The 17,230-nt window shown below is 33.5% G+C and carries 8 protein-coding genes; 6 read left to right on the top strand and 2 right to left on the bottom strand.

The features are described from left to right. Positions 1 to 170: 170 nt before the first annotated feature. From HNQ90_RS12480 to HNQ90_RS12460, 5 genes are all read left to right on the top strand, one after another. Entirely contained in the window at positions 171 to 3,215 is a 3,045-nt protein-coding gene (locus tag HNQ90_RS12480; protein ID WP_144116366.1) for a glycoside hydrolase family 2 TIM barrel-domain containing protein, read from the top strand. A gap of 31 nt (positions 3,216 to 3,246) precedes the next feature. Further along, positions 3,247 to 6,762, top strand: a complete 3,516-nt coding sequence (locus HNQ90_RS12475; protein ID WP_206669647.1) for a glycosyl hydrolase — start codon at positions 3,247 to 3,249, stop codon at positions 6,760 to 6,762. A 28-nt stretch (positions 6,763 to 6,790) separates the two neighbouring features. Then, entirely contained in the window at positions 6,791 to 8,122 is a 1,332-nt protein-coding gene (locus HNQ90_RS12470) for a sulfatase-like hydrolase/transferase (RefSeq protein ID WP_144116365.1), read from the top strand. Between the two features lie 12 nt (positions 8,123 to 8,134). Further along, on the top strand, positions 8,135 to 9,658 hold the full coding sequence (locus HNQ90_RS12465; RefSeq protein ID WP_144116364.1) for a sulfatase: 1,524 nt from the start codon (positions 8,135 to 8,137) through the stop codon (positions 9,656 to 9,658). A 335-nt stretch (positions 9,659 to 9,993) separates the two neighbouring features. Then, positions 9,994 to 12,477 (top strand): endo-acting ulvan lysase-like protein, encoded by a 2,484-nt coding sequence (locus tag HNQ90_RS12460; protein WP_144116363.1) that lies wholly within the window; start codon positions 9,994 to 9,996, stop codon positions 12,475 to 12,477. Between the two features lie 42 nt (positions 12,478 to 12,519). Here HNQ90_RS12460 and HNQ90_RS12455 read toward each other — a convergent pair whose 3' ends face one another. Together HNQ90_RS12455 and fbp are read right to left on the bottom strand one after the other, a co-directional pair. Next, positions 12,520 to 13,566 (bottom strand): GntR family transcriptional regulator, encoded by a 1,047-nt coding sequence (locus HNQ90_RS12455; RefSeq protein ID WP_144116362.1) that lies wholly within the window; start codon positions 13,564 to 13,566, stop codon positions 12,520 to 12,522. 115 nt (positions 13,567 to 13,681) lie between these two features. Next, positions 13,682 to 14,692 carry a class 1 fructose-bisphosphatase gene (gene fbp, locus HNQ90_RS12450; protein ID WP_144116361.1) on the bottom strand — a complete coding sequence of 337 codons (1,011 nt, stop codon included), beginning with the start codon at positions 14,690 to 14,692 and terminating at the stop codon, positions 13,682 to 13,684. 379 nt (positions 14,693 to 15,071) lie between these two features. Between fbp and HNQ90_RS12445 the strand changes: the two genes are divergently transcribed. Continuing rightward, the gene (locus tag HNQ90_RS12445) at positions 15,072 to 17,177 is read left to right on the top strand and encodes a bifunctional aldolase/short-chain dehydrogenase (protein WP_172625868.1); all 2,106 of its coding nucleotides are present in this window, start codon (positions 15,072 to 15,074) and stop codon (positions 17,175 to 17,177) included. Positions 17,178 to 17,230 lie beyond the last annotated feature (53 nt).

The following is a 17,230-nucleotide window of genomic DNA, read 5'->3' as shown; positions in this document are numbered from 1 at the left end:
TAAGTATTATTTAATGCCATGACACCACAGGATAAAAGAGTTTGTTTTTAGAATTATGTTTGTTTAGATACTTTAAAATAATAGGGAAAGGACTTAAGCATAAAAAATTTTGTGAAATCCTATTTTAAGTTATTTTTTGGTAACTATTTTAAACGAATAATGAAAACAGTATGAAAGTTTGCTTTAAAAATAAGGTCTTTATCATTTTTACATTAGTGGTTTTTAATTTGCAATGTTTTTCTCAACGCACTGAAATAAATTTTAACAACAATTGGCGTTTTATTTTAGAAGATAGTCCAGCCTTTTCTGCAGAAATTTATGATGATTCCTCTTGGCAATCATTAAACATTCCTCACGATTGGTCTTTCGAAAAAGGTGTTCGTGCTGATGGCGATCAAGGTCAAGGTGGTGGTTATCATGATGGTGGTATAGGTTGGTACAGGAAAGTTTTTAACGTAAAAAAAGAAAGTCTTTCTAAAACAACATACATCAATTTTGATGGAGTTTACATGAATAGCGAAGTTTGGATAAATGGCAATCATTTAGGCAAACGACCATATGGCTACATTAGTTTTATATATGATATTTCAAAGTATTTAAAAGAAGGTGAAAATAGTATTACTGTAAGAGTTGATAATAGTTTAGAGCCATCGGCACGTTGGTATCATCCTTGTGGAATTTATGCCCCAGTAAAATTAGTAGTCGTAAATCCAACGCATTTTAAACCCAATAGTATTTTTATAAAAACGCCTTCTATTAAAGAAGATAAAGCAACTGTTTCTATTGATGCAGAAATTAATGGCGATGTAAACAAGCTAAAATATGAAGTGAAATTGTTTTCTCCAGAGGGAAAAGAATTGACTAAAAAAAATGAAAGCTTAAAAGGATCAAATCCAACTTATCAATTTGAAATAGAAAAACCACAATTATGGAGTCCAGAAACGCCAACCTTATATAGAGCTATTACCAAAATTTTAGATGGTAAAAAAGTAATTGACGAGGTAGAAACAACGTTCGGCTTTAAAACAGTAAAATGGGAAACTAAAACAGGTTTTTGGTTAAATGGCGAAAACGTAAAATTAAAAGGTGTTTGTGAGCATTGGGAAGGCGGACCTGTTGGAGGCGCTTGGACAAAGCCTTTGTTACGCTGGAAATTACAATCTTTAAAAGATATGGGGATTAATGCCATTCGCCCGTCGCACAACCCAACTCCTCCAATGTTTTATGATTTATGTGATGAAATTGGTCTGTTGGTGATGGATGAAATTTTTGATGGTTGGCACAAAAAAGCACCTCAAGATTATGGCAAACAAGCCTTTGATGAATGGTGGCAACGCGATGTAAAAGAATGGATTACCAGAGACCGCAATCATCCAAGTATTTTTGTGTGGAGTTTAGGTAACGAAACCCATAGTGATGTTGCACCAGAATTGGTGAAATTCGGAAAAAGTTTAGACCCAACACGATTATTTACATCAGGCGCAGGAAATCCAGAAGATATGGATATTACAGGTGTTAACGGAGGGGCAGAAACCAAATCGTTTATAGAAAGTAAAACCTTTGATAAACCATTTATTTCTACCGAAGCGCCACATACTTGGCAAACAAGAGGTTATTACAGAACACAAACTTGGTGGCGAGATAACGAATTACCAGGAACTTACGAATTGCCAAATTTAACCGAAAAAGAAATCTTTTTTTATGAAGGAATCAACCCTAAAAATTGGCGAAACAGAAAACAAAGTTTCAATTCGTCTTACGATAATGCTACGGTAAGAGTATCAGCTAGAAAATACTGGGAAGTAATGCGAGATAATCCTTGGCATAGTGGTCATTTCCGTTGGACAGGTTTCGATTATTATGGTGAAGCAGGTTTAGTACATGGAGGTTTACCATTTAATTTATTTATGGGAGGTGCTTTAGATGTAGCAGGATTTAAAAAAGATTTGTTTTATTTCTATCAAAGTCAATGGACCAAAGAAACTATGATTCACATGCTTCCTCATTGGACGCATCCCAGAATGGAAAAAGGAACGATTATTCCGGTTTGGGTATATTCTAATGCAGATGAAGTTGAATTATTTTTAAATGGAAAATCACTTGGAAAAGACAAACCAGGAACTGTTTGGAACGAAATGCAATGCGAATGGATGGTACCTTATCAAGACGGAAAACTAGAAGCCGTGGCATACATTGGTGGTAAAGAGGTAAAACGCACGTCTTTTTCAACCAGCAAGCAACCATCAAAATTAAAGACAAGTATTCAAAAGTTAGCTGCCGAAGATTCTTTTACCACAAGTTATATTATCAGTTCAGAAGGATTAGACGAAAATGATAATTTATATCCCTACGGCGAAAATAAAGTTTACTATAATATTCAAGGTGATGTAAAGAAAATTTCTATGGAAAATGGAAATCCTATTGACCCTACAAGTAGAACAAAATCAGATTTTAGAGCCTTGTTTTTCGGGAAAACGAGATTGTTTTTAAGAGCGTTACCAAATGCAGAAAAAGCTTCACTAATAACAGCTTCAATTTTAGGAGATAAGGCATTATACACTTCAAATAAAATATCCATTGATGCCAAACAGATTCAAGTTTTTGGGACTTCAAATACAGATGGTTTAGAAATTCTTTATACTGTAAATGGCGAAAATCCAGAAACAAAAGGTGTTATTTATAAAGGTGCTTTTAAAGTTGCAGATGCTACAATAGTAAAAGCAGTAGTAAAACAAAATGGCAAAGTTGTTTTAAATATGGAAGAAACCTTTGGTAAAAACAAAGGCTTATTTTGGGGAAACGAACACTCTAAAGATATGTGGATAGGAAGAGGGGTAAACATTTCTGCGGAAGAAGGTGTTTTAGAAGGTGATGCAAAAGTTAGTAAGCAGGCACACCGTTATAAAGGTAGTGGATTTGTAAGGTTTGATGGTAAAGAAGGCGCTATAACGTTCTATCAAGAAAACGATGGTGAAGAAGGTGATTATGGTATGCGTTTTAGGTATATGCATAATAATGAAGGGGAATTACATACCATGAAGTTATATCTAAACGATGAGTTTATAAGAACTCTAGAATTTAAACCAACTGGAGGTTGGGAAAAAGAATGGAAATTCGTTCCTGCCATATTAAGACTTAAAGCCGGAGCAAATAATATTAGGATTGAAACAGCTGGCCACAGCGGACCCTTTATTGATGAGTTGTTTATTGATTAAGGTAAAAATTAAATTAATTTAAAGATTAAAAATGAAAAAGGTTTTATTGCTAGTATGGATTGTTGTTTTATCTGTTAACCCAATGTTTGGGCAAAGTTTGTATAAACAAGATAGTACATTCGACAAAAATAGCATACTTGAAACAGGGTTTCAATCCCCACCAAATGAAGCTAAAGCAAGAACTTGGTGGCATTGGATTAGCGGAAACGTATCTAAATCTGGAATTACAAAAGATTTAGAAGCGATGAAAGAAGTTGGTATTCAAGAAGCACAATTGTTTAATGTTAAATTAGAATTTCCAGATGGACCTGTAAAATATTTAAGTGAAGAGTGGTTAGATTTATTTCATTTTTCTGCAAAAGAAGCTAAAAGATTAGGATTAGAACTTACGTTTCATAACAGTGCAGGTTGGTCATCTTCAGGTGGTCCATGGATTACACCAGAATATGCTATGCAAACAACCGTGTTTACGGAAGTTACAGTACAAGGCGGAAAATTATTTAAAGATCAATTACCACAACCTAAAACCAAATTAAATTATTACAAAGATATTGCAGTATTGGCATTTCCTAAACCTCAAACAGATATAAAAATAGATGGTTTAGATTATAAAAATTTAACAGATCGTATTCGAAATCATTTGTTACCAGATACAAAAGCGATTACTGCTTCTGCCGTAATTAATAAAAATGACATTATTGATTTAACTTCAAAAATTACAAAAAACGGATTTATTGAATGGAACGTCCCAAAAGGAGAATGGATTATTTTAAGATTAGGACACACGCCAACAGGTAAAAGTAACCACCCAGCACCAGAAGGAGGCCGTGGTTTAGAAGTTGATAAAATGAGTAAAAAAGCAGTTGATGTCTATTGGGAAGGCGGTATACAACCTATTATTAATAAATTGGGAGATTTAATAGGAACAACTGTTAATAATTGTTTGATAGATAGTTATGAAGTAGGAACTACCAATTGGACTGCCGGATTTGATACTGAATTTAAAAAATTAAGAGGTTATAATTTAACAAGCTATTTACCAACCTTAGCAGGTTATTACGTAGAAAGTGGTGAAGTATCAGAACGTTTTTTATGGGATTTTAGAAGAACGATAGGAGATTTAATGGCAAAAAATTATTATGCTCATTTTGGAGAATTATGCCGTGAAAATGGCATGAAATTTTCTGTAGAACCCTATTGGGGGCCATTTGACAATATGCAAGTTGGTGCAACTGGAGATATAGTAATGTGTGAGTTCTGGAGTGGTGGATACCCGTTTTTCGATTCTCCTAAATTCGTTTCTTCGATAGCACATTTAAACGGAAGTTCTATTGTTGGTGCCGAGTCTTTTACAGGAATTGGTGGTTGGGACGAGCATCCTGCTGTTTTAAAATCTATAGGAGACCAAGCTTGGGCACAAGGTATTACGCGTTTTATTTTTCATACGTATGTACACCAACCTTGGGATGTAGCTCCTGGTTTAGCATTAAGTTATCATGGTACAGATTTTAACCGATTAAATACATGGTGGAGTCAAGGAAAAGGCTTTATGGATTATATTGCTAGGTCTCAATTTTTACTTCAACAAGGTCAAAATGTAGCAGATGTTTTGGTTTTTACAGGAGAATCATCTCCTAACACAGCTTTTTTAATGCCAGAAATTAAAGCCATGGGTTTTGATTATGATTTAATTGGAGCCAATAAATTAGCAGGATTAACGGTTAAAAATGGAGATATTTATACATCAGTTGGTAATAAATACAAAGTTTTAGTTTTACCAACTTCTAGTTGGATGAAACCAGAAACACTTTCTAAAATAGCAGCACTTACAAAAGCAGGTGCAAAGGTAATTGGTGAGCGTCCTTATAAATCTCCAAGTCTCGAAAATTACCCAAAAAGTGATGATAAGATTGATAAACTTGCAGAAAACTTATGGAATTCTGGTTTGGTAAAAAAAATAACAATTCAAGAATTTTTATCAAAAAGTAAAACACCTTCTGATTTTAGAATTGAAGAAGGAGACGCATCAGACATCAGTTTTATCCACAGAAAAACAGAAGATGCAGATATCTATTTTATTGCCAATGCTAAAAAAGAAAGTAGAGAAATTACAGGACGATTTAGAGTAAAAGGAAAGCAACCAGAATTATGGAATTCAGAAAGTGGTGAGGTTAAAAGTCTTGCTGTTTGGGTAGATAATGAAGACGGAACAACAAGCGTGCCTATTCAATTAGGTATGGAAGCATCTGTTTTTGTTATATTTAGAAAACCAGTTGCAGCATCTGCTCATATTACAAAAATTTCTGAAACACTTAAAAAACCTCAATTAGAACCTTTATCTAATTTGAAAATTATTAAGGCAGAATATGGTTCATTTTTACAAGACGGATTGGTAGATATCACCGATAAGGTAAAGGCAGCTGTAGAGGATAATAAATTAAAACTACAGGCAGGAAGAGGTTTTTGCGATTGTGATCCTGCAATGGGGTATAAAAAGGAATTCCGAATGGAATATAAAATAGGTGAAGAAATCAAGCGAATATACGTAGAAGAAAGAGAGTTTGTAAATATAGATGCTACTGATAAAGGATCTTTAACCATTTTAAAAGCAGTTTTTGGAAAGTTTAAGCCAGAAACTAAAGAGGTACCTAAATATTATAAAACATTTGATATTACAGAGAAAATTAAAGGCATGGTATCCTCTGGAGTTTTAGAAATTCCGATAGAAAAATCTTTAATAGATGGTCATGTTACCGAAGGTAAAAACAAAGTATTGCGTCTTACTTTTTCTACGGATGGGGTAGAGCATGTTGTTTCTGTTCCGGAAGGAAGAGTGCTTAACCTGTCTAAAGATATTTCTAAAACGAAACTGGTTAATACTAATGGAAAAGTAAATTGGGTAACATCTTATCCAGGAGAAATAACATACCAAACTTCTTTGGGTAAGAATAAAACGATTAAAGTAAAATCGGTTCCAAAACCAATAGAGTTAGTAGGTGACTGGAATATAGAATTTAAAGAAAATTTAAGTACACCAATTAAAACCGTATTTAATAATTTGGTGTCGTGGTCTAATTCAGATAATAATGCTATTAAATATTATTCAGGAACAGCAACATATCAAAAAAACTTTAATATTTCTAAAAAGATATTTAAAAAAGACACCTCTTTTGAGTTAGATTTAGGAAGTGTTGGTGTAATAGCAGAAGTAATTATAAATGGTAAAAATGCAGGTATATTGTGGAAAGCACCGTTTAGAATTAATATTGATGCTTTTGTAAAAGCAGGACAAAATACGCTAGAAGTTAGGGTAACCAACCTGTGGCCAAATCGATTAATTGGAGACGAAAATTTATCGTTAGATTTTGAAAGAAAAGGAGAAAAAACAAAAAGCTTACCAAATTGGTTGCTAAATGATACAGAACGACCGAGTAAGAGAACCACGTTTTCGTCTTGGAAGCACTATAATAAAAATGATGAGTTGCGAAGCTCAGGATTATTAGGGCCTGTTCAAATAAATATATCTGTTGTAAAAGAATTAAAATAAATATTAAACTAACATAAATTAGACAAAAATGAAAACAGTACAAAAAGTTAGTATCCTTTTGCTTCTCATTGGTTTTGTGTTTTCTTGTGGAAACAAAGAAAAAAGTAAGGCAAAGAATGAAGACTCTGAAAGTAAAAAATTACCTAACATTGTATTCATACTTTCCGACGATCAAGCATGGACAGACTATGGGTTTATGGGGCATGAACAAATTGAAACTCCTCGATTAGATAAATTTGCTTCAGAGAGTTTAACCTTTACTAGAGGTTATGTACCAACATCCTTATGTTCGCCTTCTTTAGCAACTATAATTACAGGAGTATATCCAAAAAATCATGGTGTTTTAGGGAATGACAGAGTACTTCCGGGTAACACAAGAGAAAACAAAAAGGAATGGCGGGCTAAAAATTATGAGCCAGTAATTGAGAATTTTAAAAGCTTAAATACACTTCCAGATCTACTAAAAGATAAGGGGTATTTGTCATTTCAAACCGGAAAATGGTGGATAGGAAACCATAAAAATGGTGGTTTTGATTATGGGATGACGCATGGCAACCCAAACCGAGGCGGTCGTCATGGTGATTACGGATTAGAAATTGGACGAAAAGGCATGGATACGTTAAACAGTTATATAGATGTTGCTGTAAAACAGAAGAAACCATTCTTTTTGTGGTATGCACCATTTTTACCACATGCACCGCACAATCCGCCACAACGTTTACTAGATAAGTATCTTCCAAAAGCGCCGACTGAACATGTAGCTAAATATTGGGCCATGTGTGAATGGTTTGATGAAACTTGCGGTGAACTTTTTGATGCCATTGAAGAAAGAGGGGTAACTGATAACACAGTATTTGTTTATGTCTGCGATAATGGATGGGTACAAAACTTAAACGATTCTAGTTACGATAAAATATCAAAACGCTCTCCTTACGATTTGGGTATGCGCACACCAATTATGTATAAATGGGCAGGACAAATAAAACCTAAAAAGGATACTACAACCGTTGTAAGTAGTATTGATATGGTGCCAACCGTTTTAGATATATTAGATATTAATAAACCTAAAAACTTACCTGGTATAAGTGTTTTAAATGAAACGGAATTAAACAATCGTGAAGTTATTTTCGGAGAAATATATGCGCACGATTTTAATACTATAGAGTCAAGCATGTTTTACAATATTGCTATTGCACCGCCGTATAAATTAATAGTTCCAGATGCTATAAGAAAGACTGAAGAAAATATTCAATTGTTTAATATTGATATAGACCCTTTTGAAAAAAATAATATAGCAAAAGACAATCCTGAAATAGTTGAAAAATTGAAACAACAAATTGCCAGTTTTAGAGCAGAATAAAAAGTACGTATTATGAAAAAAACATTTTTGTTATTAGTACTAGTTTTAACATTCATCTTTTCATGTAATAATGAAAAAAAGAAAGTCGTTAAAGATGAAGTGTCGAAGCCAAATGTTTTATTCATTGCGGTTGACGATTTAAACAATTGGATATCGCCTATTGATGGATTTTCCAATGCGAAAACGCCTAATTTTGATAGGTTAGCAGCCATGGGAGTTACGTTTACAAACGCCCATGTTCAAGCACCTTTATGTGGACCATCTAGAGCATCTATCCTGTCGGGATTGCGTCCTTCTACAACTGGGATTTATGGCATGACTCCAGATAATAAAATCCGAAGACCAGGCAATCAAGCAACTAAAGATATTACATTTTTACCAGAATATTTTGAGAATAACGGCTATCATACCATGGGTGTAGGAAAACTGTTCCATATTCATGCACCAGATAGTGTATTTATTGAATCTGGAGGTCGTGTTAAAGGTTTTGGTCCCTATCCTGAAAAGCGTTTTGTTTGGGATGGTTTTGGAAAAGGTATTAAAGGAACGCACGGCAGAACCAGCACAGACTGGGGCGCATTTCCAGAACATGATACTTTAATGCCAGATCATCAATCTGTAAATTGGACTATAGAACGGTTACAAAGAGAATACGATAAGCCATTCTTTTTAGGACTCGGGTTTTTACGTGTACATGTGCCGCTTTATGTACCGCAAAAATGGTTCGATTTACATCCTTTGGAAAGCATTGAAACACCACCATATTTAGCAGACGATTTAAACGATATTCCACCTGTAGGCTTACAAATAAATGATTTACCTATGATGCCATCTACAGAATGGGCAAAGGAGAGTGGCGAATGGAAAAAGATAGTACAAGCCTATTTAGCCTGTATGAGTTATGTGGATTATGAATTAGGGCGGGTGCTGGATGCTTTCGAGAATAGTAAATATGCAGATAACACTATTATTGTATTATGGTCAGACCATGGCTACCGTTTAGGCGAAAAAGGCACCTTTGCTAAACATGCCTTATGGGAAACTGCAACCAAAGCACCTTTAATGTTTGTGGGACCTAATGTACCAAAAGGCAAGAAAATTGAAGCTCCAGTCGAGATGTTATCTATTTACCCAACACTACTAGAATTAAGTGGATTGCCAGCTTATAGTAGAAATGAAGGGAATAGTTTAGTGGCCATGATGCAAAATGATGAAGGACTAGAAACCGCTAGAGCCATAACAACCTTTGGTATGAATAACCATGCAATAAAAGCAGATGGATATAGATACATTCGTTACGAAGATGGAAATGAAGAGTTTTATGACCATAGTAGCGACCCTAATGAGTGGTATAACGAAGCTAATAATCCTAAATTTAAGCATAAAATTGAGTTATTACAAAAGCTATTGCCAACTTTAAATTCTAAATGGGATGAAAAATCTAATTACACCTTTCAACCCTATTTTGTGGAACAAAAGGAACGCGTAAATGGAGAAGACATTAGGCCTGTTAAAGTTATTGGTGCTGATAGATAATTTAATTAAAAATAAATAAAGGCCAAAACAAGCTCCACGCAAGAAAAAAACAATTATTTGGAGTAGAATTATTTTTGGTGTTTTTAGTTGTTAGGCTGTAATCAATAATAATAATAGTAATAATAATAAATGGATTTGGTCAGTAGGGTTATAGTTTAAACAAAATATAAACGCTCGATATTTTATTTAACAGACGACCAAAATGTATACGATTACTGTTGTTTTGGTACAAAAAAGTGAATATTACAAGGGTAGATCGGTTTAAAAAAACTACAACAATTATTGATAAATTTAGCTTTAAATAAAAAGTATAACAAAAGGTTGAAAAATAAAAAATGAAAATTAAATACAGTATAATATTTCTTTTCGTATTAGTAGGGGTTAAAATATATGCTCAAGACGCCAAACGTCCTTTTATTCTAGTAAAATCAAGTGAACGCCCACAAATACTTCAAAAAATAAAAACCCAGCCGTGGGCTCAAGATATTTATAATAAGCTATTAAAAAAAACAGATAGCGAAGTCGATTTGTTTTATAAAAATCCAGAAAGTTACGTTAAACAATTACCATTTAATTGCGATGAAGCTCAAAAGAATCAGTTCCCACCATTTTATAAAACAGACCATATAGAAAATGGTGTTCATAAAAATTTAGATAATGCTACAGATGAAGAATGGAAACCTGCCGAACTTTTAATTAAAAATCTGCAAGTAGCCTTAGATTGTAGCATGATTTACTATGTTGCACAAGACGAAAAATACGCCTACGTAGCCAGTAGTATTTTATATAGTTTTATAAAATCTGTGCAAAAGGCAGAACTATCTAATTGGCATAGTAGAGGTGGTTGGTTATTTCCTTATGATGGTTTTAGAGAAGTACGTGTTATAGGCTATAAGCTACCTTTAATTTACGATTTTGTATATCCATATATTCAAAACGGTGGTAAATCTTTAGATATCATAAAGGGTGATAAAGTTGACTTTCCTTTTAATGAAGCTCAAAATGTGTTTAGAACTTACGCAGATATCACTATAAACTATGGGCATACAGGTTCCAATCATTCTGTGTTAGAAGCACCAAGTTTGGTGTATAACGCGCTTGCCATGGACGATAAAACGGAGCGAGAAAAATTACTATCTTATTTTCTAACTGAAAATACCAAAAACCAAGATGCGCTTAATGTAATGGCTAAAAACTATAAAGAAAAAGGCGATATTTGGCCAGAAACATCGCAGTACCTAAACCATTCTACAGCCATTTTAACAAAACTTATGCTGGTGGTAAATAGGTATAATCCATCTTTAAAACTATCTCAAGAATATCCTAATATCTTACATGCTTTACCCAGATTAGACTATTTTGTGTATCCTAATAACGAATTGGTAAGGTGGGGAGATGGCCACAGAAAAGGTAAAGCACCTTACGAGGCTATCGATCATGCTTATGCTTTAGCTAAAATGGATGGTTCTATAGAAATTATAGATAAAATGGGGCCTATTTTAAATCGTGTTTTAGAAAACGGTAATTACAAAAGAAGTGATATGGAGTCTGTTTTTTTGCTCAATTCTGAAATTGAAGGAAACCCTAATGACTTCCAGTTACCTATAACAGATCGTGTGTATCATGCAGGTATAGTAATGCAAAGAAACCCAAGCAGTACAAATAAGCCGGAAGACGGACTCATGTGTTTTGTAGGTGGGGCGCACATGGTACATGGGCATGCAGAAGGTATGAATATTGAGCTGTATGGAGAAGGTCAAGTATTGGGTGTCGATAATGGTAGAGGTAAATATGCTAAAGATATTCATGAAAACTATTCAAGAATATTTGCAGCGCATAACACGGTAATAGTAAATGGCAGCTCGCAAGGTGAAGGTGGCTGGAGTAATTTAGGTATTAATACCGTTGAAGTTGTTTCCATGGAACCTCAAGTTGGAGCAAAGTGCGTTTCGCCATACCATTCATTTAGCCAAACAACTTTTGAAGATAATGGTGGCAAAAAAGCAGAAGCTACGCAAGAACGTACGCTTGCATTAGTTAGAACTTCACCAACCACAGGATATTATGTAGATGTTTTTCGTTCAAAATCTAAATTACCGAACCAGTTTCATGATTATTTATATCACAATATTGGGGATACTTTGGCGTTTGAAAACAGAAATATGGCTTTTAAAAGTACACCAGAAAAATACAACCAAAATGCTAATGCTAAATGGGATAGAGGAACATATAGAAACCCTGGATGGCACTTTTTTGAGGATGTAAAAACATCAAAACCTTATAACGAGGCTGTTAAGGCAATTTTCAATGTTGAACAATTGCAACCAGGTTCAATATATATGCAAATGCACATTCCAGGATTTGAAAACCGAGAATATACACAAGTAAAAGCGCCGCATACTTTTGAAGCCCCAAAGCCTTACGATACTTTACCAACGCCTACATTGGTAATTCGCAATAGAGGTGCTGCTTGGGACAATCCTTTTGTGGTTGTTTATGAGCCATATAACCAAACTGAAACACCAACAATTTCTTCGGTTGAAAAAATTGAGAAAGGAGGTGTTTATAAAGGTTTAAAAATTTTGAGTAATACTGCAACTGAAACATTAGTACAATACGTTATCACGCAATCGAAAGGTTCCATTTTTCAAGATAAAGAATTAAATATTTATTTTAAAGGCACTTTTGCTGTAATCACATTAAATGAAAAAGAGGTATTGCAAAACATTTACATTGGAGAAGGTGAAAAGTTGATTTTTAAAAATGAGGTAATAAATACAAAGGAAAATAAATGCATTTACAAAGAATTTAACCAATAAAATAGGATGCTATATTTCTAATTAATAAGGTTTAAAAGCGTTTTACAAAGAATCTCTATCAATAAAATTAAAAGGTACTTTTACTTTTCCCTTCTGCTTATTTAAAATCATGGTGGCGGCGGTTTCTCCCATTACTTTAAAATCTGTAGATATTACCGTAATGCCCAAAAGTTCCTTTAATGGTGTGTCATTGTAGGATATAATACCAATATCACTACCTAATCTAAATTCGTCTTCGCGCACTTGCTTAACCAGGTTTACTAAGTCGGCTTCTTCAATAGTTATAAATAAATCGCCTTTTTTCAAAATCATATCGTCATAAACCTTCTCTAGAATTTCAAAATCAAGTTTATGTTCCACGCAAAATTTTCTAAAACCGTGTAAAATTCGCCTTGGGTAAGGATAAACTGCCTTTTCAGGATAGATTAGCATGATTTTTTTATATTTTTTTATTTTAGGTAAAGCTTCCTTTAAAGCAAAATATATATCATTTTCAAAATCTTGGTAGATTTCTACTGAACTTCCATTTATGTTAGGTTTTTTATTATCTAGAATTACTAGTTTATCTTCAGGTATTTTTTTAAGAGCCTTAGTAACATTATCCGTTAAGCTAATATGTTTTAAATCTTCGGTTTTAAAATGAGGCATAATTACAAAATAATCGTAAGCCGATTTATTTTTATCCAATAGGTTTAAAAACAACGATTCATCGCAATGATAAATATGTAAATCGGTATGCGAATTGCCTCCAATGGCGTCAATAAAATGATTGTAGGTTCTTAGTTTATAAGAGCTTAATTTATTAATTAAAAATAGTATGTTGACTTTCGATATTAATTTAGTTCTAGAAATATAGTAGCCTTTACCACGAATAGAGGTAATAATGTTTCTTTTCTTTAAAATACTATATGCTTTCTCAACCGTATCTCTAGAAAGGTAAAACTCCTCACTAAACATATTTATAGAAGGAATCTTTTGGTCCATTGTTAAATTACCTAAAGAGATGTTATCAATTATAGAATCTATAATTTGTTGGTATTTTGGAACCCTTGAGTTTTCGTCTATTTTTATGAATTTTATTAGATCCATTAGTGTACGTTTTTGGTAGATAGCAAAAATTGTAAAAATTTAATTAAATAGTGTTTCTACAAATAGAATTTAATAATACAAAAAAGTAACTGAATAAAGGGATTTCTATAAGGTTTTATTCTTTATTTAACTTCATAAACAATTCGGCTTTTTCAACCATTTTAGTACTACCACAAAATATAGGGACTCTTTCGTGCAATTCGGTAGGTTGAATATCCATTATTCTATTAAATCCATCGGTGGCTTTACCACCAGCTTGTTCTGTTAAAAAAGCTATGGGATTACATTCATATAATAATCGTAATTTCCCTTTTGGTGCTTTGGTACTAGCAGGATAAATATAAATACCGCCTTTTATCATGTTTCTATGAAAATCTGATACCATAGATCCTATATATCTAAAGGTATAAGGCCTATCGTCTTCTTCAGCTTGACAATATTTAATGTAATCTTTAACACCTTGAGAAAATTGGGCATAGTTTCCTTCATTAATAGAGAAAATATTTCCGGTTTCAGGAAATTTCATATCCGGATGCGATAAATAAAAGCTTCCAATCGCTGGGTTAAGGGTAAAACCATTTACACCATAACCAGCTGTATATACGAGCATAGTTGAAGTGCCATAAACAATATAACCAGCGGCGACTTGCTCCTTACCTTTTTGTAAAAAATCCTCTTTTTTTACGGGCATTCCTAGGGGTGTAGTTCTTCGGTATATTGAAAAGATAGTGCCTACAGAAACATTAACATCAATATTTGAAGAGCCATCTAAAGGATCAATCAAAACAACATATTTATTATCGTGGGCATTATATTTACCTTGTACGGTAATAAAATCTTCTTCTTCTTCACTTGCAATACCGCATACAATTTCTCTGTTTATTAATGCCGATTTAAACACTTCGTTTGCATAAACATCAAGTTTTTGTTGGTCTTCTCCTTGTATATTGGTTTCTCCAGCGGCTCCTAAAATATCTACTAAACCTGCTTTGTTAACTTCATGATTTACAATTTTTGCAGCTAATCGAATGGAGTTTATTAATCTAGAAAGTTCTCCCGACGAGTATTTAAAATGTTTTTGGTTGTCAATAATAAATTCTCCTAGTGTTGTGTGTTTTGTATCCATAATTAATGAGCAGATTTACCTTTTATAGTTAAATGATATTATCCTATATATTATATGGAGTCAAAAGTACTAGCTGTATTAAGGAAAAGAATCCTGCGGTATCCTGACATGTAGAGGTAGTTTCTAAATAATTAGTTTTATACTTAACAATGTGTTCTAACTAATTGCAAAGCTTAGGTTGGTAATGTTTAATTAATATACCATTAAAAAAACACGTGTGTTTTAGTTAATCGACTAAAAAACAGGTTGTTATTTTATGTTTTTAGCAAAAAACACAACTTTTTATTAGGCATTATTTAGTATTACGGTACAGTACAGGATACAAAAGTTTATTTAGGGATATATTTTTGGTATTATTATTTATCTAAATATATTTAACATGAAAGAAATTACTAAGAGTTTTAAATACGTCGATTATTTATGGGACGATAAAAAGGCAGCTGAGTTTGGAGATAATCAAGTAGATTTATTTTTATATCGTTCAAATATCTTAGGAGCAGATTTAAGAATTACAAATTACGGCGGTGGGAATACAAGTTGTAGAACCATAGAAAAAGACCCTCTTACAAATGAAGATGTTGAAGTGATGTGGATTAAAGGTTCTGGTGGAGACATAGGAACTTTAAATAGAAGTGGTATTGCAGGCATTTATACAAAACGATTACGTGATTTAAAAAATGTTTACGGCGGTTTAGAAGATGAAGATCGTATGGTTGGATTATTCAATCACTGTATTTTTGATTTAGATAGTAAAGCACCATCAATTGATACGCCGTTACATGGTTTATTACCATTTGCACACATTGATCACCTACATCCAGATGCACTTATTGCCGTGGCTGCAGCAAAAGATAGCGAAAAAGTAACCAAAGAAATTTGGGGTGATACTATGGGATGGGTGCCTTGGCAACGTCCAGGGTTCGATTTAGGACTTCAAATAGAAAAATGTTTAGCAGATAATCCTGGTATTAGAGGTATCGTTTTAGGTTCTCATGGTTTATTTACTTGGGGAGACACTTCTTTTGAATGTTATATGAATAGTTTAGAGGTTATTGAAATGGCTTCTGAGTTTATAGAAAAGAAAATTAAAGAAAAAGGTTCTGTTTTTGGCGGACAAAAAATAGAAAGTTTACCAAAAGAAGAGCGTTTAGATAAAGCGGCTCAAATTATGCCTTTATTAAGAGGGTTATGTTCTTCTGAAAATAGAATGATAGGGCATTTCTCTGATACCGATGTGGTAATGGAATACATTAATAGTAACGATTTAGAGCGTTTAGCTCCTATGGGAACATCTTGTCCAGATCATTTCTTAAGAACAAAAATCCAGCCATTAGTATTAGATTTAGATAAAAATGAAGATTTAACAGATACAGATGCTGTTTTAAAGAAATTAGAACCTGCTTTTGAAGCTTACAGAAAAGAGTATGCGGATTACTATAATACTTGTAAAAAAGCAAATAGTCCTGCTATGCGTGATGCAAACCCTGTTATTATAATTTACCCAGGAGTTGGTATGTTTAGTTTTGCTAAAAACAAGCAAACTACGCGTGTTGCAAACGAGTTTTATATTAATGCTATTAATGTAATGCGTGGTGCAGAAGCTATTACCGAGTACACATCGTTACCAAGACAAGAGGCCTTCGATATTGAGTATTGGTTATTGGAAGAAGCTAAGCTACAACGTATGCCAAAAGAACAACCATTATCTCGTAAGGTAGCATTTGTTACTGGTGCCGGAGGAGGTATTGGTAAAGCTATTGCAGATAAATTAGCTGCCGAAGGTGCCAATGTAGTTCTTACAGATATTAATGAAGATAGTTTAAAAGAAGCACACGCTACTTACAAAAGAGACGTGTCTACTTATGCTATTTGCGATGTTACTAGTACAGAATCAATTGCCTCGGCTTATAAAAAGGCTTGCGTTGAATTTGGAGGTGTAGATATTATTGTACACAGTGCAGGATTAGCAATTTCGAAACCTTTAGAAGATACTACCGATAAAGATTGGAACATTTTACAAAATATTTTAGTTAAAGGACAGTTCGATTTAGCAAAACAATCTGCGGTCATTATGCGTAAGCAAGGCTTGGGTGGAAACTACATTTCTATAGCAAGTAAAAATGGTTTAGTTGCGGGTCCAAATAACGTGGCTTACGGAACAGCTAAAGCGGCGCAACAGCACATGGTACGTTTATTAGCAGCAGAATTAGCAAAAGATAAAATTAGAGTGAATACCGTAAACCCAGATGGTGTTATTGTTGGAAGTAAAATTTGGGAAGGTGCTTGGGCAGAAGGTCGTGCTAAAGCAAACGGCATTACTGTTGATGAGTTGCCAGCATTTTATGCTAAAAGAAACTTGTTAAATGAAATTATTACGCCAGACGATATTGCTAATGGTGTATTTACTTTAGTTGGTATTTTAGATAAATCTACAGGAAACATTATTAATGTAGATGGAGGAATGGCAAATGCATTTGTTAGATAAAATATAGAAATTAGTTTAGTAGTTGTTTAGTTAGTAAAAGAAAACTTCCGTAG

The organism is Algibacter amylolyticus, assembly GCF_014202225.1.
Taxonomy (GTDB): domain Bacteria; phylum Bacteroidota; class Bacteroidia; order Flavobacteriales; family Flavobacteriaceae; genus Algibacter_B; species Algibacter_B amylolyticus.
The sequence above is the reverse complement of the archived record's forward strand: the minus strand, read 5'-3'. Positions and strand labels throughout refer to the sequence as shown.